The sequence below is a fragment of the Microterricola viridarii genome (assembly GCF_001542775.1).
GTDB classification, from domain to species: domain Bacteria; phylum Actinomycetota; class Actinomycetes; order Actinomycetales; family Microbacteriaceae; genus Microterricola; species Microterricola viridarii_A.
Map to the genome: position 1 here is coordinate 1,712,188 of NZ_CP014145.1, position 23,538 is coordinate 1,735,725.

Consider the following 23,538-nt stretch of genomic DNA (forward strand, 5'->3'; position numbering starts at 1 on the left):
TCAGGCCTCGCTCTGCAGCGGCAGGCTGCGCACACTCTCGAAGCGCCGCGGGGCACCGCTCAGCGGGTCGGTGAAGCCGACCGCGCTGGCCAGCAGCTGCAGCGGGGTGCTGAAATCGTCGATGGCGACGGGACGCACCTCCGGGTAGAGCGGGTCGCCGCTGATCGGCACGCCGAGCCCCCACAGGTGCATGCGCAGCTGATGGGTGCGCCCGGTGCGCGGGCTCAGCCGGTACACCGCCTCACCGCCTCTCACACTCTGCAGCTCGATCAGCGACTCGGCGTTCGCCGCGGCATCCGGAATCACCTCTGCCTGCATCGTGCCGCGCCGCTTGCCCAGGTGGTTGCGCACGGTGGCGGGCAGCTCGAGCTCCGGCCGGTGTGCTGCGAGAGCCAGGTAGGTCTTGCTCACCTCGCCGCGCTGGAACATGGTCTGGTAGGCGCCCCGCCAGCGTTTCTCCGTGGCCATGATCAGCAGGCCGGAGGTCACCCGGTCCAGGCGGTGCAGCGGCGAGAGCTCCGGCAGGCCCAACTCGTCGCGCAACCGCACCACGACGCTCTGCTGCACGTGCTTGCCGCGCGGGATCGTGGAAAGGAACGCGGGCTTGTCGATCACGACGAGCTGTTCGTCGCGGTGCACCACGTGGATCGGGCCGGGCACTGGCGCCTCATCGGCCAGGTCGCGGTGGAACCAGACGAAGGTGTGCGGCCGGTACGGGTCGCTGCCGACGGCCGGCACGCCGCCCTCGTAGACGATGCGCTGCTCGGCGAGGAAGGCCGGCACGTCGATGAACTCGGAGAGCCGCTCGTGCAGCCAGGCGCCCATGCTCGGCCACGGGTCCGGCCGGCTTCGATCGAGATCGGGGGTGCGCATCCACGCGGCATCCAGCCCCAGTCGTTGCGGCAGCGGGGAACGTGGGGGCATCGAACGATCTTACGTCGGCGCGCGGGCGGGGCGTTGCCGCACCGGATGCCGCGGAGTACCGTTGTTGCCACTCACGGGGCGGCCCTGGGGGTGTGCGTGCGCCGCCCGACGCGCAAACCCTGCAGCAGATGAGGTGCGAGATGACGCACATGGACCTGACCCCCTCAGACCTGGCTCCCTGGGGTGCCCTTGACGGCGAGTACATCCTGCCCGGCCAGGCCGGGTACGAGCGGGCGCGGCTGATCTGGAACGGCATGTTCGACAAACGACCGGCCGTCATCATCCGCTGCGCCAGCCCCCACGATGTGGGCATCGGCGTCGCCCTGGCGCGGGAGAAGGGGCTCCCCCTGGCCGTGCGCGGCGGCGGGCACAGTGCCGCAGGGCACAGCACCGTCGATGACGGAGTGGTGCTCGATCTGGCACCGCTGCACGAGGTGGCGATCGACCTCGACCGCGGCATCGTGGCCGTCGGCGGCGGCGCCACGTGGGGCCAGGTCGACGCCCTCACCCAGGAACACGGGCTCGCCGTGCCGGGCGGCGTCTACTCGAAGACCGGCGTCGGCGGCCTGACCTTGGCCGGCGGCTACGGCTGGATCCGCAACACCTGCGGTTTCAGTTGCGCCAGCCTCGTCGGCGCTGAACTGGTGACGGCGGATTCCGCCGTGGTGCACACCGATTCCGAGCACGAACCTGAGCTGCTCTGGGCGTTGCGCGGCGGCGGCGGCAACGTCGGCGTCGTCACCCGGTTTGAGTTCGCGATGCACCCGGTCGGTCCAGAGGTGTACTTCCTGTTTGTGTTCCACGACGGCCGCGACGGCGGGATCCCGCGCGCCCTCCGCCTATTCCGGGAGTTCTGCGCGCAGGCGCCGAACGAGGCCAGCGCGCTGGCCTTCGCCGGGCTGGTGCCGGAGGGGGCGGACGGTTTCGCGCCAGAGACCTTCGGCCGGCCGTTCACGGCGTTCGGCGGCGTCTTCGTCGGCGACCCGGCCGTCGGCGCGAAGGCGTTCCGCCCGCTGCACGAGTTCGGAGAGCCGCTGTTCGACGGCTCCGGTGTGACGAGCTACGTGCAGGTGCAGCAGGCGTTCGACGCGGACTACCCACCCGGTGACCGGCACTACTGGAAGTCGGTGCAGGTGGAGCGGCTCGGTGATGAGGTGATCGCGCTCATCGCCGAGGCGGCCGTGCGGCCGGCATCCGATCTCAGCACGATTGATGTCTGGCACCTCGGCGGTCACACCCACGACTCGATCGAGGGCGCCATGCCGGTCACCTCGGCGTCGTTCCTGATCAGCCCGGAAGCGAACTGGACGGAGCCAGGCGGGGATGAGGCGAACATCGCATGGGCACGCGGCCTGGTCGCCGCGTTGCACCCGTTCTCGAATGGTGTGCGCTACCTGAACTTCGCCGGGTTCCAAGAAGAGGGCGACGAGCTGATGCGCAGCTCGCTCGGCCCCAACTATCAGCGCTTGGCAGAGATCAAGGCCCGCTGGGATCCGCAGAACCTGTTCCGGCTCAATCAGAACGTGCCGCCGGCCCGCGGCTGAGCCGGGCTCTGCACAGCCAACACGATAAGGTCGAGGCCAGCATGAACGAGATCAGAATCGGCCTCTACCGGCACTACAAGGGCGCACTGTATGACGTCATCGGCGTCGCCCGTCACTCCGAGACGGAGGAGGCGCTCGTCGTGTACTCGCCGCTCGTCGGCGACAGCGGGCTGTGGGTGCGCCCACTGGCCATGTTCGTCGAGACGGTGCAGGTCGATGGCGAAGACGTCCCCCGCTTCGCCCCGGTCGACCCGCCCGCCGCCACCTAGACGGTGACCGTGACCTCGTGAATCTCGTCGGCCGGGTGGCCGGTGCGCTCGTGGATGCGCCGGACGGCATCCGCTGACGGGCCCTCCGAGAGGCAGAATGCCCGGCCCGTCACCGGATCGGCCCAGGCCTTCTTGAACTTCACGTGCTCGTCGTCTTGAATGGCGACATCTGCGTTGTGCGCGGCCAACAGATCTGCCGGCGTGATGCCCTTCATGTTGTGGTGGACATCCATGAACTCAGTCATGATCTAGCTTCTTCCCTGAAGATGAACGCAGCGTTCGCTAGACGTTCGCCTCATGGTACGCCTGCCTCGTGGCGATGGCATGGGAGGGTCCCCGGGCCGGTCGACCGGCTTTGTCAGTCGGACGACGGGCGCTGGCGCTGCTTCTTCGTCTCAGAGCGTTGGCTCTTCGCGGCGAGGCGGCGGCGGTCGGAGCCGCGGGTGGCCTTCGTCGCCCGCCGGTGGGGAGCATCGGGGGCGAGGGCTGTCGCGAGGAGGTCGACGAGCTTGCGCCGCGCGATCTCGCGGTTGCGCAACTGCGAGCGCTGCTCGGCGGCCGTCACCGTGACCACCCCGCCGATGAGCCGGGAACCGAGCCGCTCCTGCAGGCGCTGCCGTTGGCTGTCCGAGAGCGCGGCGGAATCCGTCACGCTCCAGAACAGCTCGACGCGGCTGTCCGAGGTGTTCACATGCTGGCCGCCCGGGCCGGAGGAGCGCGAGAACCGCCAGCCGAGTTCCGTCGCCGGAATCGTCAGTGCAGCCGTCACCTCAAGGTCCATGCATCAAGCATGCACGCTTGCGGCGCGGCCGGCGGCCACCGCGTGCAGCCGACGCACGGTCAGTTCTTGCGTGTGCGCCACGCCCGCCATGCGCCGGTGCTCCACAGCGCCCAGAGCACGAGCAGCGGCTGGAACAGCAGGCGGATGCCGCGTGCCCTGTCCGTGTCCAAGCCGAACGCGTCGCTGTGCGTCACGTACTGCGAGATGTTGCCGGGGAACACCGCTACGAAGAACGCGGCCACCACCCAGCCAACGCTCACCCGCCGTTTGCGCAACAGCAGAAGTGCCAGGCCGAGGGAGATCTCGACGGCACCGGATGCCAGCACGACGGCGTCTTTGCTGGCCGGCAGCCAGTCGGGCACCTGCGCGGTGAACTCCTGCCGGGCGAACGTCAGGTGGCTGACCCCGGCGAACACCAGGAACACCCCCAGGGCGACACGGCCGATGGTGCGCGGAATGGTGGAACGTTGTGACACTGTCGCCCGTGGCTCAGTCATGTTCGGACAGTAACACGCGCGCCCCACGTCACGGCGGTTAGCCGTGCGCGGCGACCTCCAGCACCAGTACCAGCACGCCGAGCAGCGCCAGGGCGAGGAGGACGGCGAGTTGCTGCCAGCGGCCGATCGAGGTGCGACGAATGGCGAGGAACACGACAGCGACGAGGGTGGCGATGAGCAAGACGCTCGCGATGGTGAGGCCGGTCACGACCGACCACAGCCCGAAGGCAGCCAGCACCAACACGAGGATCGGCAGCACCACGATGCCGATGGCGCCGAGGGTCGACCGGAACATGTGCTTGACTTCGTCCCGGTCAGGCAGCGCGCTGCCCACGATCATGTGGGTGATGACCTCGGCGATGAACGCGGCCGACAGCACGCCGAGCACGGTGATCGAGAGCGTCGTCGCCGCGCCCAGGGCGGTGAGGCCGTGCGCATGCGACTGCAGAGCGATGATCACCGCCAGGCCGGTGAATGTGACGTACACCTGCTCGCGCAGGCGGTCGGCGAGATGGGTTCTCTTGCTCCTGCGGTCTCCAGACACCCATAAAGCTTAGCCACACGACAATGCGGATCGGCTGGGAAGCCACGCCTCCCCGCACGGTTCTGTCTGGCTGTCGAGCGCTGGGCGTGCGAGCCGCGTCAGAGCACCCGCTGGCCCCCGATCCAGATTCCGGCCGGGGTGCGCGCGGCGCTGATCTCTGCCGTCGGATCGCCGCGGATCAGCAGTAGGTCGGCCCGGAGCCCTGGCGCGATCGCCCCACGGTCGGTCAGACCAAAGATGCGTGCCGGGGTGGCGGTGGCCGCAGCGATCGCCTCGGCCGGGCTGAGGCCGGCGTCGACGAGCAGTTCGAGTTCGTCGTGCAGCGAGCTGCCGAAACGCGGATGCCAGGGCGCGCCGACCTCGCTGTTCGAGTCGGTTCCGGCCGCCACGGCCAGCCCTGCAGCGCGGGCCACGGCGACGCTCTGCCGGGCGTTCTCGTAGTGCACGGGCGGCGCGATGTTCAGGCGCCGGAGCAGACGGAACATGCTCCTGGCGTTGATGATGCCGGCCGTGCCCCGCAGCATGGTCAGCGTGGGCACGAGTGCGGCACCGCGCGCGGCAAGCGCGACCGCCTCCCCCGGCGTGATGCTGCGGTTCATCGGTGCGTGGGTGATGACGTCGACCCCCGCCTCTGCCGCGAGGCCGACGGCCGTCGAGGTAACGGCGTGCGCGACGGTGAGCAGACCGGCGGAATGACTGGCCTGCACGAGTGCCGCGATCGTGTCGGCCGGCAGCGCCTTCGTCCCCGGCATCCGCGGGTCTTCAACGATGATCTTGATGAAGTCGGCGTGGTCGCGCACCCGGGCGGCCACGAAACGGCGTGCATCGGCGCCGTCTTTCACCGCGCTGCCCAGCGGGAAACCCATCTTCGTGGTGTGGGCGCCGCCCGGCGCGCTGGCTGGCAGCCCGGCACCGAACACCTGGGGCAGACCGGGCAGCTCACGCAGGGAGCGGGTGATCTCTGGTTTCTGGTTGGCCATGTCCAAGACCGTGGTGATTCCGTGCGCGAGGAACGCCTGCAGCTGGTCTTCGTCGTCGACATGCACGTGCGCGTCGATGAGCCCCGGCAGCAGCACGCCGCCGTTCCCGTCGACGGTGCCTTCCAGGGTGTTGCCCGGTGGCGGACCGCCCACCGTTGTGATCAGCTCGTCGCTGATACCCACGGTGGTGGAGCTGGTGAGAGCCGTGCCATCGAACAGGCGAACGTTCACGATCATTGTGGACGCCATCGTCATCCTCTCTCAGTCGGCGGGCATCGGCTCGGTCAGGCGGGTTCCGAACGTCTGAGGGCCGCGCGGAGGTCGATGTCTTCGACGGATGCCGTCATGTGCTGGCTGCCGTTCCCCGCCCTCAGCGCTGCCGCGACTTGGCCCGCAACCGCAGTGCGAAGAGGAAGCCGAGGGCGAGGAAGCCGCCGGCGGCGAACAGAGAGGTGCGCGCGGCATCCGCGAAACCGTCGGAGAGGGCGGTGGCGATGGCGGGCCCCGACTCCCCCAGTTTGCCGTCGGTGCCCTCGGCCCGGATCTGGCCGATGGTGCCGCCGCCCGAGGACTCCGTCGCCGTGGCGATCTGCTCGGCGCTGGCCGGCGGCAGGCCGGAGACGGTGTCCAGCTGGGCCGGCAGGGCCGTCGCCAGCCCGGCCGCGAGCACGGCACCGATCAGGGCGGTGCCGAGCGCGGAGCCGACCTGGCGCACCGTGCTCTGCGTTGCAGAGCCCTGGCCGGACTGCTCGGTCGGGATGTCGGCCAGCACGGTGCCTGTCAACTGGGCGGATGCCAGCCCGAGGCCGAGACCGTAGACGACGAGCAGCAGGGCGAGCAGCCACGGCGCCGAGCCGGCGTGCAGGAACAGCGCCGTCGCGGTGACTCCGACGACCTCGATGCCGAGGCCGAGCAACACCACGTTGGGGGCGCCCATCCGTTCGGCGAGGTGGCGGGCAGAGGCCCCGGAGAGGAACGCGCCGACGCCCATCGCAGCGAGCACGAGGCCCGCGCCGAGCGTGGTGAGCCCCATCGCGTTCACGATGAACAGCGGCAGCACGAACAGCAGGCCGAACTCGCCGATCGCCACGCACAACGCCGTCAGGTTGCCCCAGGTGAAGGTGGGCACGTTGAACAGTTTCAGGTCGAGGATGGCCGAGCGTCCGTTGCGTCCGCGGTGCCGCTCCCAGAGCACGAACAGCACGATGCAGACGATGCCGATGATGCCGGCGACCGGCACCGGCGAGACGGGGGCGGTGACCGGCCACGTCCAGCCGAGGAACGTGAACTCGGCCGTCGGCGCCCACCAGCCGAGCGAGCGGCCCTCGATCAGGGCGAAGACGATGCCACCGAAGCCGATCGCGCTGAGCAGCAGCCCGTCGACGTCCAAGCCACGCGAGGTGATGACGGCGCGGGTCTCGGTGACGGTGAGGAAGGTGCCGACCAGGATGATGATGCCGAGCGGCAGGTTGACGATGAAGATCCACTGCCAGCTGAATGCGGTGGTCAGCCAGCCGCCGAGGAGAGGGCCGAACGCGGCCATTCCCGAGATGACGGCGCCCCAGACGCCGAAGGCGACGGCCCGGTCGCGGCCGCGGAAGGTGGCGTTCACGGTCGAGAGCGTCGTCGGCAGGATCAGCGCGCCGCCGACACCCTGCACGACGCGGGCGGCAATGAGAGCACCCCCTGTGCCGGAGAGGGCGGCGAGCAGGCTGCCGGTCATGAAGATCAGGAGGCCGACCACCAGCATCCGGCGCCGTCCCAGTCGGTCGCCGAGACGCCCGGCGGTCAGCAGCAACGCCGCGAAAACGACCGAATAGATGCCGTTGACCCACTGCGCGTCGCTGAGGTTGAGGTGCAGGTCCTCGATCAGAACCGGCAGCGCGACGCCGACGATGGTTCCGTCGAGCACGATCATCGAGAGGGCTGCGGCCAATACCCCCAGACCGATCCAGCGGCGCCGGCCGCTCTGCGGTGGTGTGATTGCCTCGTCTGTTGCTTGTGACTCTGCCATGCATTCTCGCGGCCAGGAGCGGCCGTGCCCTTCCATCCCCAGCCTAGAGACAGAAGGGCCGGCCGACGTCGTTCGTTTGGTTGACTCGCGCACGCGCGCTAACTGCTGAGCGCCGCCGTCGGCGATGTCTTCGCCGCTCGCACGGCCGGCAGCACCCCGGCGATCGCCCCGACCACAATCGTCACGGCAACGCCGGCCACCAGCACCTCGCCGGGAATCGCGACGATCCACCCGTTGGATCGGGCAGTGATCGCCGTGATCAACCAGCCGAGCGCGGTTCCGGCGAGACCGCCGTAGGCCGCAAGCAGCATGGCCTCGAACAGGAACTGCAGCCGGATGTGGCGCCGGGTGGCGCCGAGCGAGCGGCGCAGGCCGATCTCGCGGCGGCGCTCGAGCACGGAGATGACCATGGTGTTGGCCACCCCGATGCCGCCCACGAGCAGCGCGATGGAACCGACGCCGACCAGCAGCCCGGTGAAGGCCTGGTCGACGGTGTTCTTCGCGGCCAGTGCGTCGGAGGGCCGACTGACCTTGACTTCGCTCGGTGACTCCGGGCTGATCGTCGGCGGCAGCAGCGTCCGCACCGCCGCAACCCGGTCCTCATCAGAGCGCTCGTAGATCATCGTCGGGTTGCCCGTGTAGCCGAAGAGGGTGGCGGCGATCGGCTCGCCGATCAGCGCCATCGAGTCCAGCTCGGGTGCAAGCGGTGAGGCGTCGAGGATGCCGACGACGGTGAAGGTCTGCTCGCCCAGCCAGATCTGGCTGCCCGGGGTCTGGATGCCGAGCCGCTCGGCGCTCGTGCGCCCGAGCACCACGGTCGGGAACTGCGCGGTGGCCTCGTTCAGCCAGCTGCCTGCCAGAACGCTGGCGCCCGAGGCCTCGAGCAGGTCGAGGTCGGCGGCGGCCACGCTCAGGCCGCCGGTGCGGCCACGATCGAGCTCCGCGTTGCGGAAGACGAAGATGTCTGTGAGCGTGGCCGTCGAACTGGCGTGCTGCACCCCCTCGATGCGCCGGATGGCGGCCAGGGAGTCGGCCGGCAACGGGGCATCCTGGCCGAGCAGATCGCTGCCCGCCGTGACCGTGAGCAGGTTGGTGCCGAGCTCGGAGAGCTTGTCCTTGATCAGCGCCTGGCTGGAGGTCGAGATGCCGATCACCGAGATCATCGCCGCGATGCCGATCGCAATACCGAGGGAGGAGAGGATGGCGCGCAACGGGCGGGCGCGCAGCCCGTGGAATCCGAGCGCGAGCAGATCGCCGGTGCGCAGTCGGGAGCGCTGGTTCAGGGTGCTGCGGCCGCTCATGCGGCTGCTCCCTCTGTCAGCGTTCCCCGCTCGTCGGCGACGATCTCCCCGTCGCGGATGCGCACGCGACGCGGCATCCGATCGGCCAGGCCCTGATCATGGGTGATCACAACGACGGTGGTGCCGGAGTCGTTCAGGTCGGCCAGAATCTGCATCACGCCGGACCCCGACTTGGTGTCGAGGCTGCCGGTCGGCTCATCGGCCAAGAGCAGCCGCGGTTCGCCGACGACCGCACGGGCGATGGCGACCCTCTGCCGTTCGCCGCCGGAGAGCTGCCGCGGGTGGTGCAGCAGGCGGTCGCCGAGGCCGACGCGCTGCAACGCGATCGTGGCCAGGCGGCGGCGCTCGCGCGGCGGGGTTCCGGTGTAGAGCAGTCCGGTCGCCACGTTCTCGAGTGCCGTTACGCCATCGGAGAGGTGGAACTGCTGGAAGACGAAGCCGATGGTGTGCGCGCGCAGCGCAGAGAGCTCGGCATCGCTCAGCGAGGCAACATCGTGGCCGGCGATCTCGGCTGAGCCGGAACTCGCGCGGTCGAGGGAGCCGATGATGTTGAGCATGGTGGACTTGCCCGATCCGCTCGGGCCGACGATGGCGAGCATCTCGCCCTCGTCGATCGTGAGGTCGACACCGTTCAGGGCGACGGTGGGCGGCGAGCCGTAGGAGCGCGTCACGCCCTTCAGCTCGACGATGGGGCTGGTCATTTGGCCACCACCACGACGTCGCCGTCGGCGAGCTTGCCGCCGGTGACGGCGACGAGGCCGTCGGAGAATGCGCCGAGCTCAAGCGGAACGACGCTCGAGCCAGCCCCCTTCTTGCCTGGCTTGTCGGTCACGACCTCGACGGCGAATCCGCCGCCCGGCTGGGCCAGGAGGGCCACAACCGGAACGAGCAGCACGTCGCTCTGCTTGACCTCGGTCAGCAGGATCGTCACCGAGACGTTGTCCAGATTCGCGCCAGCCTCGGCGTCATCGAGGGTGATCGTCACCGGGATCTTCAGGCTCTTCCCGGAGCTGCCCTCCCGTTCGACGGGGGCGCCGATGGCGATGATGGTGCCGTTGGCCTGCACCCCGCCGGGGAGCAGCACGTTGATCGTCGCGTCGAGTGCGACGAGACCCTGCTGGGCGGTGTCGATGAAGGCCTGCACCTCTTTGGTGGCGCCCGTCACCGCAACGATGGCGGCGCTGCTGGCGTCGCCGATGGCGGCCTTCGGGGCCTGGATGCGCACATCCGCGGGTGAGAACACGATGCGACCGGTCTCGACCATGCCGGTCTCCTCGAGGCCCAGCGACTTCTGCCACCTCTCGACGGCGCGCTCGGTGCTGCCGGCGAACTCCTCGTCGGGCTCCCGATCGAAGAAGCCGAGCACGGCCAGGTTGCGTTCCAGTTGCAGCACATCGGCGCCGTCCGTCATCCCCAGCGAGAAGGAACGCCAGACCGGCAGGTCACCGTGCATGAGCACGACAGGCTGGTCGTCGACGCGGAAGAGTTCCTGGCCGGCGGTGACGACGCTGCCGGATGCAGCGAGGCCGGTGACGACGCCGGGCAGCGCCGTGCCGAGATCCCGCGGCGAGGAGTAGGCGAGCGTGCCCTGTGCCCGGAAGCCGGCGGTCAGGTCGCCGCGGGTGACCACGGCGGTATCGACGGCCACCGGTTTCGGCGCGGAGTTGGCCTGAGTTGGCGGCTGAACGAGCACGACCACGGTTGCGATGACGGCCACTGCCGCCACCGCGGCTCCGGTGATCAGCAGGGCGCGGCGCCCGCGGCGGGGCGCGGCTGCGTCGGCGCTTTCGGGCTTGTCTGCGACGGTCACTGCTGCTCCAGCGCGTTGGCCTTCGCCGAGCACGCGTCGATGTCATTGGGGTCGGTCTCTGGGCCGAAAGCCGGGGTCATGCCGCCGTTGCCCTTCACCGGGTCCGGGTAGTCGTAGCCGAGCTCACGCATGCAGGAGGCGAACACCAGCTGCGACTCGAACAGCTCGTCCTCGGTCGGCAGGCTCTCATCGACGGGCGGTTCCCCCACCTTGTCGGTGCAGGCCGCATATGCCTTGTCGAACTCGGCCATGTCGAACTGGGAGATGTCGATGGACTCGGACGGGGTTCCGTCCGCGTTCGTCTGGTTCAGGTCGAAGCCGGCATCCAGCATGCAGTCGTCGAGCTTCTGGCGCCAGTCCGCGATCGAGGCTTCGAAGTCGTCCGTCTTGAGCTCAGCGCCCGAGTCGGATGCCGGCGCGCAGCCGGTGAGGGCGAGCAGCAGGAAGGCACCTGCGGCCAGGGCGCTCGCCCCAGCGCGGCGGGGTCGAATGGATTTCGTGGCAGTCATGTGCATCATCTCTCGTCGATTCAGCCCGATCGAGCGACCGGGCTGTGCCCAGTCCAACGGCTCGCCGGTTGCGAGAAGGTAAAGGCCGGCATTTACCTTTTCTTAAGCCCCGGTCTGCTTGACTTCAGGGGTGCCGATCGCCGGGCGGCCGCAAACAAGGAGATATCGACGTGAGAGTGCTGATCGTTGAAGACGAGGAGTTCCTCGCCGATGCCATCCGCACCAGGCTGGAGATGGATGCCATCGCGGCCGACATCGTCGGCGACGGCGATGCGGCGCTCCAGGCCGTCGAGATCAACGACTACGACGTGGTGCTGCTGGATCGGGATATTCCCGGCACCCACGGGGACGACGTCTGCCGGGCGCTCGCCGCCGACCCCGAGGGGCCAGCGATCCTCATGCTCACCGCCGCCGGGCGCCTCGACGACAAGGTCGCCGGGCTGGAGCTCGGCGCCGATGACTACCTGGCCAAGCCGTTCGAGTTCCCCGAGCTCATCGCCCGGCTGCGCGCCCTGAACCGGCGCCAGTTCAGCTCGCACCCTCCCGTGCTTGAACGAAACGGCGTCCGGCTCGACCCGTTCCGGCGCGAGGTTTTCTGCAACGGTCGGCACGTGGCCCTCACCCGCAAAGAGTTCTCGGTGCTCGAGCTGCTGCTGAAGGCGGGCGGCGGCGTGGTCAGCGCCGAGACCATCCTCGAGAAGGCCTGGGACGAGAACGCGAACCCGTTCACCCAGACCGTCAAGGTGACGATCAGCACCCTGCGGCGGAAGCTGGGCGACCCCGGCATCATCACCACCGTCTCTGGAGTCGGCTATGCGATCCGCTGAGGCGATTGGGCCCGGCATCCGCCGCTACCGGGCAACGGTGCGCACCCGGCTCGCGCTGACCTACTCGGCGCTGCTCACCGGCGCCGGCATCGTCATGCTCACGGTGGTCTACCTCGTGATGCGCTTCCTCCCCAGCTACGAGCTGGTGGCCGCCCCCACTGTGCCGGCGCAGTCGCTGGTGCCGACCGACTCGACGTCGGCCGTCATCCCGGACCCCGGCATGGCCGGCGAGCCCGCCGCGACCGTCACCCCGAGCTCGGCACTCGTCATCACCTCGACCGATCAGATCTTCAACCTGTTGCTGGTCATCTCGCTCGTTGTGCTCGTGGCGCTCGCCATCGTCGGCGTCGCTGTCGGCTGGGCCGTCGCCGGGCGGGTGCTCGCCCCGCTGCAGTACATCAACAGCGCCGCCAGCCGGGCCGCCCACGGCGACCTCAGCCAGCGCATCGGGCTGAGCGGCCCGCGCGACGAGATCTCGGAGCTGGCCGCGAACTTCGACGACATGCTGGCGCAGCTGGAGCGCTCCTTCGCCGCCTCGCGCCGGTTCGCCCTGAACGCCTCGCATGAGCTGCTCACCCCTCTCGCCACAACCCGGGCCATGCTCGATGTCGCGATCGCACAGCGCGAGCGCCCCGAGGACCTGCAGGTGTTCGACCGCCTGCGCGTGATGAACGAGCGCAGCATCGAGACCGTCGAGGCCCTCCTCGACCTCGCCCAGATTCAGTCGTCAACGGCAGAGCCCGAACCGGTCGACCTCGCCCAGGCCGCGGCCGAGGCCATCGACGGCTGCAGCGCGGAGGCCGCCGAGCACGGCGTGCGCGTCGAGCTCGACTTGGAGCCGGCCACGATCGAGGCCGAGCCGGTGCTCGTGCGACAGCTTTTGACGAATCTCGTGCACAACGCGATCCGGCACAACCTGGCCGACGGCGGCTTCCTCGCGGTGACGACGCGGGCGGATGCCGCCGGCGCCACGATCGAGCTCTCCAACAGCGGCGCCGTGCTCAGCCCCGCCGACGTCGCCGCGCTCACGGAGCAGTTCACCCGGGTCGCCGGGCGCACGACCAGCTCTTCCGGGCGCGGGCACGGCCTCGGCCTGTCGATCGTCGCCGCCATCGTCAACCGTTTCGAGGGCGAGCTCGCCCTGGAGCCCCGCCCCGGCGGTGGCCTCCATGTCCGCGTGACGATCCCCGCCGCCGCCGCCTGAGCGGTCCGCCTGAGCGCGTCGCCCCGCCGCTCCCCCGTTGGCTCGAGGGAGCGCCAGCGACCGAAGCCAACAACCGCGGCATCCGCCCGCCGCGCTGGGTGCGCCCGTCGAACCCCACAGCGGCAACCCGGTCACGCCAGCTCCCGGGCTTCGGGCGCTGCGCTGCTCCTTCGTCGCGGCGCGGCGCCCTCCAGCCGACGTGCAGAGCGGCGCGGCACCCTCCAGCCGACGTGCATCCCCCGTTGGCTCGAGGGAGCGCCAGCGACCGAAGCCAACACACACGCATCCGCCCGCCCCGCCGGGTGCACCCGACGAACCCCACACCGGCAACCCGGTCACGCCAACTCCCCGGCTTCGGGCGCTGCGCTGCTCCTTCGTCGCGGCGCTGCACCCTCCAGCCGACGTGCAGAGCGGCGGCACCCTCCAGCCGAGGTGCATCTCCCGTTGGCTCGAGGGAGCGCCAGCGACCGAAGCCAACAACCGCGGCATCTACCCGCCCCGACGGGTGCACCCGTCGAACCTCACGCCGGCAACCCGATCACGCCAGCTCCCGAGCTTCGGGCGCTGCGCTGCTCCATCGTCGCGGCGCGGCACCCTCCAGCCGACGTGCAGAGCGGCGGCCCCCTCCAGCCGACGTGCAGAGCGGCGCGGCACCCTCTAGCCGACGTGAATCCCCCGTTGGCTCAAGGGAGCGCCAACGACCGAAGCCAACAAACGCGACATCCGCCCGCCCCCGCTCGGTGCGCCCGACGAACCCCACACCGGCAACCCGATCACGCCAACTCCCCGGCTTCGGGCGCTGCGTTGCTCCTTCGTCGCGGCGCGGCCCCCTCCAGCCGACGTGCAGAGCGGCGCGGCACCCTCCAGCCGACGTGCAGAGCGGCGCGGAGCCCTCCAGCCGACGTGCATCCCCCGTTGGCTCGAGGGAGCGCCAGCGACCGAAGCCAACAACCGCGGCATCCGCCCGCAGACGGAATCCGCCCGCTGACGAGAGCTACCCCTCGGGGATCGGCTCCTTGGGCAGCTTGCGCACGCGCGCCCGCCGGCGCCGGCGCTCCGGCACCATCGAGCGCATCTCGTCGAGCTTGCCGAAACAGAGCAGCCTGTCCCCCGCCTCCAGCACGAGATCGCCCTTCGGGTTGGGTAGCACGGCCGTGCCGCGGTGCACCGTCAGCACGGTGATGTCGCGGTCGCCGAGCCCGGAGGCCGCCATCGTCTTGCCGACGAAGTCTGCGTTGCCGTAGACGACGATCTCGGCGACGCCGTAGCCCGTCGAGACGCTGAGGCGCTGGCGCACGTCGATCTCAGGGAATCCGACCTGGTCGGCGATGTAGTCGATGATGGCGCCAGCCACATCGAGCCCGGTCGCCCGCTCAATGCCCTCGAGGCCCGGCGAGGAATTGACCTCCATGATCAGCGGGCCGTCGTTGCCCTCCAGCATGTCGACACCGGCGACGCGCAGGCCCATGATCTGGGCCGCCCGCACGGCGGCGCGGGTGTACTCCGGCGTCAGCTCCACGGCCTCGACGGTGCCACCGCGGTGCACGTTCGAGCGGAACTCGTCACCGCTGGCGACCCGGCGCATGGCGGCGACGACACGGTCGCCGACCACGAGTGCGCGGATGTCGCGGCCCTTGCTCTCAGAGATGAAGCTCTGGATCAGCACGTTCTGCTTGGTTGAGTGCAGCGTCTCGATGATTGCCTCGGCGATCTTCACCTCGGGGGCGAGGATCACACCGATGCCCTGGGTGCCCTCAAGCAGCTTGATGACGACCGGCGCCCCGCCGACCCGCTCGATCGCCAGGCGCACATCGGCCCGGTTGTGCACGAACGCCGTCGCCGGCATCGCGATCTCGTGGCGGGAGAGGATCTGGCTGGCCCGCAGCTTGTCGCGGGCGTTGCTGATGCCGTTGGCGGTGTTGGGCGTGTACACGTCCATCTGCTCGAACTGGCGCACAACGGCGGTGCCGAAGTAGGTGATCGAGTTGCCAATGCGCGGCAGGATCGCGTCGTAGTCAGAGAGCAGCCGGCCGCGGTATTGCAGGTCGGGTTCGGCGCCGGAGAGGTCGATTGCGAATCGCAGAGTGTTCAGCACCTTGACCCGGTGGCCACGTTGAAGCGCGGCGGCCCGGAGCCTTTGAGTCGAATAAGAGTGAGGGGCGCGCGAGAGGATAGCGAGTTTCAACTGGGGAGCCTGCCAAGATGAAGGAGTGAGTGAACCTGTCTATTCAAACACCATAGCGGGCTGGCGTGAGTGGGTCCGCCTGCCGAGCATCGGTGTGCCTTGGATCAAGGCGAAACTCGACACCGGTGCCCGCAGCTCCGCTCTGCACGCCTTCGACATCGAGGAGTTCACCGGCGCCGACGGCGACTGGGTGCGCTTCCAGGTGCACCCCTGGCAGAAGTCAGACGGGGATGCCGTCACCGTCGAGTGCCGCGTGCACGACCGCCGCACGGTGCGCAGTTCGTCGGGGCACGTCGAGGAGCGCATCATGGTGCTCATCGACGTCCAGATCCACGGCCGCACCGTGAGCGCCGAGACGACGTTGACCAACCGCGACCAGATGGGATTCCGGATGCTGATCGGGCGCGAGGCGCTCCGACAGGGCTTCCTCGTCGACTCCGCCGGCTCCTTCCTCGGCGGGCGCGCCCCGCGGGAGGTGCGCCGCCACAATCGCGGGCGCGCCTAGAACGCACCGTGCTCAGGCGCGGATGCGCTCGTACAACGCGTTGGCCGCGGTCGCGAATGTGCCGACGTAGTCGATCCGCTCCGGCAGCGTCGACCACTGGTCGCGTATGCCCTCGTTCAGCGCCAGCAGCTCCAGTACCACCTGCTGGGCGTCGGTGCCGACAGCGATCTCGCCCTGCCGCATCCGCTGCTCGATGAACGGCACGAATGCGTCCAGCGCGGCCTCCAGCGTGCGCTGGGAGCGGCCCTCGACGGGGTGACCCTCGATGCGCGACGCCCCCGTGAGCATGACGCGGAAGCGCAACAGCTCGGGCTCCGCCGCCGCGGCACGCACCGCAGCGATGAACGCGTCGAACAGCTCCCGCACTGACCCCGTCGGAACGCGGATCGACTGGTACACCTCCTCGCGGCGCTCGACGACCGCCATGAACAGCTCGTGCTTCGTGGCGAAGTGGTGGAACAGTCCGGCATCGGTCACGCCGGCCGCGCGCGCGATGTCCGCGATGCGCGCGGACTGGTAGCCCTTGCGGCCAAACTCGGTGATGGCGGCCGTGAGGATGGCCGCGCGGCGGGCGTCCCCCCGCGCCATGCGCTTGTCGTTGCTCGGTACGGATTCCGGTGTGCTCACAGGCTCGACCATACGAGACCGTGGCCGAAACCGAAGACGGGATCGACCGTGTCGAAGGGAACATCCTCCCTCGAGGCCTCGACCGCGGCCATCGAGCGTGGGATGTCGAATGGCAGGCGCCCGGACGTCGGGGCCGCGCCGGTCACGATGTCGAGCAGCACCGCGTCGTCCACGCCGAAGCTGCCGAGAAGCGTGAGCGGGAGCGCGGCGAGCGGCGTGAGCACGGCCGGGCGATCGAGGAACACGTCGACGACCGTGGGAACGCGCGCGGCGATCGCCGCGATGCGCTCGACGGTGGCTGGCGGAAACTCGAGGCTGCCCTGGTGGAAGCCCTGCTCGAGCATGCCCTCGCGGGGCTCGAACGGGGCGTCGATGCGCACGATTGCGACATCCGCGTCGGCGAGGCTCTCGACAGGGGTTGCGTAGCGCGCGAGAACCTCGCGGTCGACGCCCTCTGTGTAGACGCGGGTGGCCGCGGTGAGCCGCAGCTGCCCGCCCTGCAGGGCGACGACGGAGGCCCGCTGCACCCGGCGGGCGAGCTCGATGTGCTCGGGGGTGGCGATGTGCCGGGCCACGCGGTCGGCATCGGCGGCGCCGTCGCCGGGCCCGTCGAGCAGGCCGAGCGCTGCCTTCTCCCTGAGCACGCGCCGCACCGACACGTCGACCCGCTCCAGGGAGATCAGGCCGCGCTCGAGTGCCTCGAGGAGCGGGGCGGGATCGTCCTCGCCGCCGAGCTGGTCGACGCCGGCATCGAACAGTCGGGCGACGCGCTCGGCGGGGCTGGCCTGCAGCATCCCCCAGGCGCGCACCGGGAACTCGATGCCCAGCCGCGGCAGCCGCATGCCGCTGACGATGTTGAAGTCGGTCACGACCACCCCGTCGAAGCCCAGCCGCCCCCGCAGCACATCGGTGAGGATGCGCCGCTCGAACGCGAAGCCCACCTCGTCGGCGTCCAGCCCGATGGGTGCCGCATAGCCGGGCATCACGCGTACCACGCCGGCCCGCACGGCGGCGGCGAACGGGGCGAGGTGGTCTTCGAAGCGCCCGCCGGGGTACACCGTGTGCGCCCCACGCTCGAAGTGGGAGTCCTCGCCGCCACGCTGCGGCCCGCCTCCCGGGAAGTGCTTCACGGTCGCGGCGACGCCGGACTCCTGCAGGCCCGCCACGTACTCGGTGACCAACTCGGCCGCGAGAGCCGGGTCCTCGCCGAAGGTGCCGGCGACCCGCCCCCAGCGCGGCTCGGTCGCGAGGTCTGCCATCGGGTGCAGGGCGATCCGGATGCCGGCGGCCCGCAGCTCCGCTCCGATCATGCGCGCGGCCTCCCGAACGAGCGCCGGATCGCGTGTCGCGGCCAGGCCGATCGGCTCCGGCAGCACCGTGAACCCGCCGCCGCTCATCGCGACCTGCGCGTTGCGATTGCGGCCGTGCACGGGGTCGGCGGCCACCGAGACGGGGATGCCGAGGCGGGTGGATGCCGCAAGCCGGCGCACGTTCTCGCCCCAGCGGGCCAGCTCGGCGGCCGGCGCCGCGTTCATCAGCGTCAGGTGGGTGATGTGCCGCGCGCGGACCAGCTCGGTGGTCGGCGCGAAGCCGAACGGCGACTCCGACTCGGTGCCCTCCCAGAGCGACCCGTCCGCCCCGGTGACCACGCGGGCAACGAGGAGGCTCCCGACCTTCTCCTCGACGGTCATCGCCGCCAGCAGGCTCTCGACCTGCTCGGCGCCGGCCCGCACGCCGGCCTGCACGCCGGCCGGCGCTGCGGAGGTGTCCACCATGAAAGCTCCTTCGTCTCGGCCGCGCAGGGGCGACCCGCACCCAGTAGACCACAAACCTAGTGACGACTTGGTGACTTTTCGGTGAATGATTGCGTACGAATCGTGCGGCACAGTATGGTCATCTGGAATTAACCTAGTTGCTACTAGGTTTTTGAACGCGGGAAGAGAGCGATTGGTCCAATGAGGGATCAATCCAACCGAGGAAGGTTCTCATGGCCAACACCGTCGATGCGCTGTCCCCCACGCGCGTCCCCATGTCTCGCATCTACCTGTTCGCACTCATCGAGCTGGCAACGCTCGGCGCTCTCATCACGCCCCTGGTGGTGTCGCTCTCCCTGAAAGTGCTGCAGCTGGTTCCGGAGGCCGAGAAGGAAGGAGCCCTCGGGATCGTCGCCGCGCTCGGAGCGCTCTCGGCGCTCCTCGCCAATCCAATCTTCGGCCATCTCTCCGACCGCACGCAGAGTCGGTTCGGCCGCCGCCGGCCGTGGCTCGTTGCCGGCGTGCTCGGGGGGCTTGCGGCATCCGTGCTGCTGGCAATCGCGCCAAACCTGCCGGTCATGATCGTGGCGTGGGTACTGGCGCAGGCCGCGTACAACGCGACCCTCGCCGCGCTGTCCGCCCTGCTGGCCGACCAGGTCCCCGAACAGCAGCGCGCGAAGGCCTCCGGGATCTTCGGCGCGTTCGGATTCCTCGGCATGGTGCCGGCCATGATCGTCGCGGCCCTGTTCGCGTCGAACCTGACGCTCGTCATGCTGGTCATGCCGGTTTTCGCGGTCGTCGTCGTCACGGTCATCTGCCTCGTCATCCCCGACCCGCAGGTTGATCGCCAGGATGCCGGTCGCCGCTCGTTCGCGCAGGTCTTCTCGGCGTTCGTCTTCAACCCGGCGAAGGTTCCGGCGTTCACGCTGGTCTGGGTGCAGCGCGCGACGATGCAGTTCGGCTACACGGTGGTGTCGACCTTCGCCCTGTTCTACCTGATGATCCGCCTCGGCATGGACCAGACCGGCGCGGCGAGCCTGACGTCGATCGCGACGCTGGCCGGGGCCGCTCTCAACGTCGTTGCGGCATTCACCTGCGGCTACCTCGCCTCACGGCGCGGGAACTATGCCCCCTTCGTCATCGGCTCGGCCGCCCTCATGGTGGTGTCCCTGCTGATGAAGGCCTTCACCGACGACCTCTCGGTGTTCTGGATCAGCACCGCGCTCGCCGGCTTCGCCCTCGGCGCCTACTACGCCGTCGACCTCGCCCTCGTGATGCGCACGCTGCCGGCCGGCGAGGAGGGCAAGTACCTCGGCATCTTCAACGTCGCCAAGACGCTGCCCCAGTCGCTGGCGCCCGCGCTCGCGCCGTTCATCGTGTTGATCGGCGGAGCCGACCCGATCGCCGGCGGCGAGAAGAACTACGCCGCGCTCTACATTGTGGCCGCCGTCGCCGTGCTAGCCTCGCTGCTCACCCTCCCCGGGCTGCGTGGCGTGCTGCGGCGCGCAGACTCCGAGCGCCCCCGCGTCGCGTCCGCCCCCGCACGCATCACCGAGAAGGCAGAAGTCGCATGAGCTCACTCTTCGCCGGCACCTACAACGCCAGAGACACCGGCGGGATGCCGCTGGCATCCGGCGGCACGACCAGGTCGGGCGTGCTCTACCGCTCAGACTCGCTCGGCACCGCTTCCGACGCCGGCCTCGAGTCGCTGGCCTCGACGCCGATCGGGGTGATCGTGGACTTCCGCACCGGGCCGGAGCGGGAGCAGGCGCCGGACCGACTGCCGGTCAGCCGTTCGATCACTGTCGTCGAGGTGCCTCTCCTCGAGGGGGCGATGGCCGCTCCGACCTCAACCGGCGAGCCGGTCTCCCCGGAGGCGATGCTGGCGGCGCTGTCGCAGCTGCCGACGATGCCGGAGCTGTACGTGGGGATGCTGCGGCACGGCGCCGCGTCTTTCGCGCAGGTCGCGCGGCTCGTCGCCGAGCCAGCGGATGCCGAGCATCCGGCCGTGTTGGTGCACTGCACGGCCGGGAAGGACCGCACGGGCGTCGCCACCGCGCTGCTGCTCGACGCCGCCGGGGCGGAACGCGAGGCGGTTGTTGCCGACTACGCCCTGAGCGGGTCCAACCTCGCCGGCGAGTGGGCAGATGCGATGCTCGCGCGCCTGGCGGCGGCTGGCGTTCCCGCGCTCCCCCAGCTCACGGAGCTGGTGACCACGACACCGCGCGAGGCGATCGAGGCCGCGCTCGGCTGGCTCGATGAGCAGGGCGGGTCCGCAGCGTACCTGCGCGCCGGCGGGCTCTCCGAGGAGCACTTGGACGGCCTGCGGGCGCAGCTCGCCGGCTGACGGAGCACGGGCCCGTCTCGCAATTCGCGGGCGTAAGCTTCGCCCTGTCGGCCCGGTCAAGCTGGCCGCAGAATCGGAGACGATCATGTCCAAGTTCGTTGTGATTTACACCTCGCCGGAAAGCGTCGAATCGGCAGTGGAGAGTTTGACCCCCGAGGAAGAAGCCGCCAGCACCCAGGCCTGGATGGACTGGGCTGCGCGCACCGGCGAGAAGCTGGCCGACTTCGGCGCCCCGCTCGGCCACGGCAAGCACGTCGCGCAGTCCGGCGTCACGGATGCGCCGGTGGGCGTCGGAGGCTACTCCTTCGTCGAGGCGGTCGACCTCGACGAGGCCGTGGCAATGATGGACGGGCACCCGCACCTCTTGACGCCCGGCGGCACCATCCAGGTGTACGAGGTGCTCGCGGTCCCGGGCATGTGAGCGGGCACCGTGGGGCGCCGGCACTCGGCCGGCGCCCCACGGGGCGTGCTCCCTAGAACGCGGTGATGACCACGCGCGTGATGTCGTGAACGACCTGTTCGTGCAGGCACTCTCGGAGTCGACCCGCGACGTCGTGCGCGCGGAGCGGGCGGACCTCGATGAGGACGGCGTGCGGATCGCCTCGGACTTCTTGGGCGCGGGCACCGCGCGGGTGGTCACCGACTGGCTGGAACGCCCCGGCGAGACGTCACGCGAACAGGTGATCGAGGTGCTCTTCCTCATGCTGCCGACCTGGCTGACCCAGGACGACGTCGGCACGCACTGAGCCGGAAGCCGCATCACACGCCGGCGACCGCTGCCGGTTGGATGGCAGCGCGCACCAGGCGCAGTTGCAGCGCAATGCCGGGCCTCACCGGGAGCAGTGCGGAACGCTGGGCTTTGACACCGTCGACAGATGCCAGCAGCAGGACGGCCAACTCCGCGCTTGCGGCCGCGATGCCGGAGAGACGAATCTCACCGCGGCCCTCGGCTGCATCCAACGCGTCCCGGAGGAGGTCAATGAGCCGCCGCCGTGCGCTCAGCACCACGTCCCCGACGAGTTCGGCGCTGGCGTCAAAGAGCTCCGCCCCGTGCGGGCTCGCCGCGATCTGCTCGACGAGACCCTCGAAGTAGGCCACGAGAGCGGCCTCGATTCGCTCGAAGACATCGCCGGATTGACCAAGCTCGGCCTCCACGAGCGCCATGACCGCGGCATGGGTTCGCACCGCACCTGAGCGGAAGACGTCCTCCTTGTTCGCGAAGTGGAGGTAGAGAGCCGCCCGGGAGATCCCAGCCGCGCGGGCAATGTCTTGCATCGACGTCTTCTGAAAGCCGTAGGTGCAGAAGACGGGGAGCGAGGAGTCGAGGATGCGAGCGGACTTGGCTTCGGGAGTGGGCACAATCGATATTGACACTTTCGACTGAAAGTGTCAATCTGTCAATCGCGTACCGCGCGCATGCCGCGGCGCCCTCCCGACCGAAAAGGACACCTCATCGTGACGTCATCCGCCACCCCCTCCGAGCTCACCGAGGCTCCCGTGCCCGCCGACCCCAGAGTCGAGCAGATTCGCGACCTGGAGCGGGCACGCCTGCAGGCCCTCGTCGAGGGCGACATCGCGGCAGCGAGCGCACTGCACGCCGACGACTTCCAGCTCGTGACACCCATCGGGGCCCTTCTCACCAAGGCGCAGTACCTCGGCGCGGTGGCTGCCGGCGAGATCGACTACCTCGCCTGGGAGCCGGGCCCGATCGAGGTTCGACTCGCCGGTGAGGGAGCCACGATCCGCTATCGCGCCGAGCTCGAAGTCGTCTTCGGCGGGCACCACGTCGCGCGCACCGGCTACTGGCACACCGACAGCTACGAGCTCAACGACGGAGCGTGGCAGGCCGTGTGGTCTCAAGCCACCGAGATTCGGTAACAGTCGACGAGGGTGGCGGCTCTAGCCGGCCCGCACGATCAGCGCGTCGCCGACGCCGCCCACCGAGGCAAGGATGTCGGCCGTGTCGACGATCATGCGTTGCATCGCCTCGGCGGCACGTGTCAGCGCCACGTCGCCGCGGTGGGCGAGGCTGATCGAGCGGGTCAGCCGCGGCGCACTGAGCCGCGCCGAGCACAAACCGGGCCTGTCTGCCAGCACCATAGCCGGCACCACCGCGACGCCGAGGCCACGCTCCACGCAGCGCAGCACGGCGTCCATTTCCGAGCCCTCGAGCACGATCTGCGGGCTCAGCCCGGCCTCTGCGAAGGCCTGCATGGTGGCAGCGCGCAGGTCGTAGTTCTCGTGGAACGTGATCTGCGGCAGCGCCGCCAGCTCGGCCAGCGTGATCGATTCGCGACCGCCGAACACCGTGCTCTGCGCGGCAGAGACCACGACGAGCTCCTCGGTCAGCAGCGGGATGCGGCGCAGGCTCGCCGCGGGGTTGTCCCCGTCCTCTGTGGTCGTGATGAGCGCCAGGTCGAGGCCGCCGCCGGCCAACTCGTCGAGCAGCCCGCGGGAGCCTCCCTCAGTGAGGTGCAGCTGGATGCCCGGGTATGCCGTGTGGAAGGCGGTCAGCACCTCGGCGACGAGGCTGATGCAGAGCGTCGGTGTCGCACCGAGTCGCACCCGCCCGGAGCGGAGACCGGCCAGCTCCTGCATCTCGTAGCGCACAGCCTCGGCATCCGCCAGCATGCGCCTGGCCAACGGCAGCAGCGACTCCCCCGCCGCCGTCAGGGTGATGTTGCCGCGCACCCGGTGAAACAGCTCGGCGCCGAGGGCCGCCTCCAGAGTGGCGATCTGGCGGCTGAGCGAGGGCTGGGCCAGGTGCAGCTGCGCGGCGGCGCGGGTGAAGTGCCCGGTGCGGGCGACCTCGACGAAACTCTGCAGCTGCTCAAGATTCATATCGACAGCCTAGTTTCTATCCATAGCTAAAGCGCATCGATTCGACTCGAATGATTCATTGGACTAATGGAGGAG

At 69.8% G+C, this 23,538-nt stretch carries 26 protein-coding genes; 10 read left to right on the forward strand and 16 right to left on the reverse strand.

Annotation, left to right across the window (positions count from 1 at the left end):
* Window positions 1-924: a pseudouridine synthase gene (locus AWU67_RS07915; RefSeq protein WP_067227630.1), complete on the reverse strand. Its 924-nt coding sequence runs from the start codon at window positions 922-924 to the stop codon at window positions 1-3.
* Window positions 925-1,064: 140 nt separating this feature from the next.
* Between AWU67_RS07915 and AWU67_RS07920 the strand changes: the two genes are divergently transcribed.
* Together AWU67_RS07920 and AWU67_RS07925 are read left to right on the forward strand one after the other, a co-directional pair.
* Window positions 1,065-2,468, forward strand: coding sequence for an FAD-binding oxidoreductase (locus tag AWU67_RS07920; RefSeq protein WP_067227633.1), 1,404 nt, complete (start codon window positions 1,065-1,067; stop codon window positions 2,466-2,468).
* Between the two features lie 41 nt (window positions 2,469-2,509).
* Complete coding sequence (locus AWU67_RS07925; protein ID WP_067227635.1) at window positions 2,510-2,737, forward strand: DUF1653 domain-containing protein; 228 nt, start codon at window positions 2,510-2,512, stop codon at window positions 2,735-2,737.
* Here the strand turns inward: AWU67_RS07925 and AWU67_RS07930 are convergent.
* From AWU67_RS07930 to AWU67_RS07975, 10 genes are all read right to left on the reverse strand, one after another.
* Complete coding sequence (locus AWU67_RS07930; RefSeq protein ID WP_067227637.1) at window positions 2,734-2,982, reverse strand: SCO4226 family nickel-binding protein; 249 nt, start codon at window positions 2,980-2,982, stop codon at window positions 2,734-2,736. The two genes, AWU67_RS07925 and AWU67_RS07930, sit on opposite strands and share 4 nt — an antisense overlap.
* Window positions 2,983-3,095: 113 nt before the next feature.
* The gene (gene arfB, locus AWU67_RS07935) at window positions 3,096-3,518 is read right to left on the reverse strand and encodes an alternative ribosome rescue aminoacyl-tRNA hydrolase ArfB (protein WP_067227639.1); all 423 of its coding nucleotides are present in this window, start codon (window positions 3,516-3,518) and stop codon (window positions 3,096-3,098) included.
* A 59-nt stretch (window positions 3,519-3,577) separates the two neighbouring features.
* Complete coding sequence (locus tag AWU67_RS07940; protein ID WP_067227642.1) at window positions 3,578-4,015, reverse strand: DoxX family protein; 438 nt, start codon at window positions 4,013-4,015, stop codon at window positions 3,578-3,580.
* A 37-nt stretch (window positions 4,016-4,052) separates the two neighbouring features.
* Window positions 4,053-4,559, reverse strand: coding sequence for a hypothetical protein (locus AWU67_RS07945; protein ID WP_129586664.1), 507 nt, complete (start codon window positions 4,557-4,559; stop codon window positions 4,053-4,055).
* Window positions 4,560-4,657: 98 nt separating this feature from the next.
* Window positions 4,658-5,788, reverse strand: a complete 1,131-nt coding sequence (locus tag AWU67_RS07950) for an amidohydrolase family protein (protein WP_234407393.1) — start codon at window positions 5,786-5,788, stop codon at window positions 4,658-4,660.
* A gap of 121 nt (window positions 5,789-5,909) precedes the next feature.
* Window positions 5,910-7,553: a DHA2 family efflux MFS transporter permease subunit gene (locus tag AWU67_RS07955; protein ID WP_067227649.1), complete on the reverse strand. Its 1,644-nt coding sequence runs from the start codon at window positions 7,551-7,553 to the stop codon at window positions 5,910-5,912.
* A gap of 98 nt (window positions 7,554-7,651) precedes the next feature.
* On the reverse strand, window positions 7,652-8,854 hold the full coding sequence (locus tag AWU67_RS07960) for an ABC transporter permease (protein ID WP_067227651.1): 1,203 nt from the start codon (window positions 8,852-8,854) through the stop codon (window positions 7,652-7,654).
* Window positions 8,851-9,555 carry an ABC transporter ATP-binding protein gene (locus tag AWU67_RS07965; RefSeq protein ID WP_067227654.1) on the reverse strand — a complete coding sequence of 235 codons (705 nt, stop codon included), beginning with the start codon at window positions 9,553-9,555 and terminating at the stop codon, window positions 8,851-8,853. The genes AWU67_RS07960 and AWU67_RS07965 overlap by 4 nt, the downstream gene beginning before the upstream one ends.
* Window positions 9,552-10,664 (reverse strand): peptidoglycan-binding domain-containing protein, encoded by a 1,113-nt coding sequence (locus tag AWU67_RS07970; RefSeq protein WP_067227656.1) that lies wholly within the window; start codon window positions 10,662-10,664, stop codon window positions 9,552-9,554. Before AWU67_RS07970 ends, AWU67_RS07965 begins: the two co-directional genes overlap by 4 nt.
* Window positions 10,661-11,173: a hypothetical protein gene (locus AWU67_RS07975; RefSeq protein ID WP_129586665.1), complete on the reverse strand. Its 513-nt coding sequence runs from the start codon at window positions 11,171-11,173 to the stop codon at window positions 10,661-10,663. The genes AWU67_RS07970 and AWU67_RS07975 overlap by 4 nt, the downstream gene beginning before the upstream one ends.
* Window positions 11,174-11,343: 170 nt before the next feature.
* Between AWU67_RS07975 and AWU67_RS07980 the strand changes: the two genes are divergently transcribed.
* Window positions 11,344-12,000 (forward strand): response regulator transcription factor, encoded by a 657-nt coding sequence (locus tag AWU67_RS07980; RefSeq protein ID WP_067227661.1) that lies wholly within the window; start codon window positions 11,344-11,346, stop codon window positions 11,998-12,000.
* Window positions 11,987-13,204 (forward strand): sensor histidine kinase, encoded by a 1,218-nt coding sequence (locus AWU67_RS07985; RefSeq protein ID WP_067227663.1) that lies wholly within the window; start codon window positions 11,987-11,989, stop codon window positions 13,202-13,204. Before AWU67_RS07980 ends, AWU67_RS07985 begins: the two co-directional genes overlap by 14 nt.
* A gap of 994 nt (window positions 13,205-14,198) precedes the next feature.
* Here AWU67_RS07985 and rimK read toward each other — a convergent pair.
* On the reverse strand, window positions 14,199-15,389 hold the full coding sequence (gene rimK / locus AWU67_RS07990) for a 30S ribosomal protein S6--L-glutamate ligase (protein ID WP_067227666.1): 1,191 nt from the start codon (window positions 15,387-15,389) through the stop codon (window positions 14,199-14,201).
* A 94-nt stretch (window positions 15,390-15,483) separates the two neighbouring features.
* On the opposite strand from rimK, the gene AWU67_RS07995 reads away from it, so the two are divergent.
* Entirely contained in the window at window positions 15,484-15,894 is a 411-nt protein-coding gene (locus tag AWU67_RS07995) for an ATP-dependent zinc protease family protein (RefSeq protein WP_234407394.1), read from the forward strand.
* A gap of 12 nt (window positions 15,895-15,906) precedes the next feature.
* On the opposite strand, the gene AWU67_RS08000 is transcribed toward AWU67_RS07995, so the two are convergent.
* Both AWU67_RS08000 and AWU67_RS08005 read right to left on the reverse strand, forming a co-directional pair.
* The gene (locus AWU67_RS08000) at window positions 15,907-16,521 is read right to left on the reverse strand and encodes a TetR/AcrR family transcriptional regulator (protein ID WP_199922361.1); all 615 of its coding nucleotides are present in this window, start codon (window positions 16,519-16,521) and stop codon (window positions 15,907-15,909) included.
* Window positions 16,518-18,296, reverse strand: coding sequence for a glycoside hydrolase family 3 protein (locus AWU67_RS08005; RefSeq protein ID WP_067227673.1), 1,779 nt, complete (start codon window positions 18,294-18,296; stop codon window positions 16,518-16,520). Before AWU67_RS08005 ends, AWU67_RS08000 begins: the two co-directional genes overlap by 4 nt.
* A gap of 212 nt (window positions 18,297-18,508) precedes the next feature.
* On the opposite strand from AWU67_RS08005, the gene AWU67_RS08010 reads away from it, so the two are divergent.
* The 4 genes from AWU67_RS08010 (at window position 18,509) to AWU67_RS08025 (ending at window position 21,368) form a co-directional block, all read left to right on the forward strand.
* On the forward strand, window positions 18,509-19,849 hold the full coding sequence (locus AWU67_RS08010; RefSeq protein WP_067227676.1) for an MFS transporter: 1,341 nt from the start codon (window positions 18,509-18,511) through the stop codon (window positions 19,847-19,849).
* The gene (locus tag AWU67_RS08015; protein ID WP_067227678.1) at window positions 19,846-20,622 is read left to right on the forward strand and encodes a tyrosine-protein phosphatase; all 777 of its coding nucleotides are present in this window, start codon (window positions 19,846-19,848) and stop codon (window positions 20,620-20,622) included. Before AWU67_RS08010 ends, AWU67_RS08015 begins: the two co-directional genes overlap by 4 nt.
* An 85-nt stretch (window positions 20,623-20,707) precedes the next feature.
* Window positions 20,708-21,043, forward strand: coding sequence for a YciI family protein (locus tag AWU67_RS08020; RefSeq protein WP_067227681.1), 336 nt, complete (start codon window positions 20,708-20,710; stop codon window positions 21,041-21,043).
* Between the two features lie 85 nt (window positions 21,044-21,128).
* On the forward strand, window positions 21,129-21,368 hold the full coding sequence (locus AWU67_RS08025) for a hypothetical protein (protein WP_067227684.1): 240 nt from the start codon (window positions 21,129-21,131) through the stop codon (window positions 21,366-21,368).
* A gap of 13 nt (window positions 21,369-21,381) precedes the next feature.
* Here the strand turns inward: AWU67_RS08025 and AWU67_RS08030 are convergent, their stop codons facing one another.
* Window positions 21,382-21,981: a TetR/AcrR family transcriptional regulator gene (locus tag AWU67_RS08030; RefSeq protein WP_067227686.1), complete on the reverse strand. Its 600-nt coding sequence runs from the start codon at window positions 21,979-21,981 to the stop codon at window positions 21,382-21,384.
* Window positions 21,982-22,077: 96 nt separating this feature from the next.
* Between AWU67_RS08030 and AWU67_RS08035 the strand changes: the two genes are divergently transcribed.
* On the forward strand, window positions 22,078-22,500 hold the full coding sequence (locus AWU67_RS08035) for a nuclear transport factor 2 family protein (protein ID WP_199922362.1): 423 nt from the start codon (window positions 22,078-22,080) through the stop codon (window positions 22,498-22,500).
* Between the two features lie 21 nt (window positions 22,501-22,521).
* Here AWU67_RS08035 and AWU67_RS08040 read toward each other — a convergent pair whose 3' ends face one another.
* Window positions 22,522-23,463, reverse strand: coding sequence for a LysR family transcriptional regulator (locus AWU67_RS08040; protein ID WP_067227688.1), 942 nt, complete (start codon window positions 23,461-23,463; stop codon window positions 22,522-22,524).
* Window positions 23,464-23,538 lie beyond the last annotated feature (75 nt).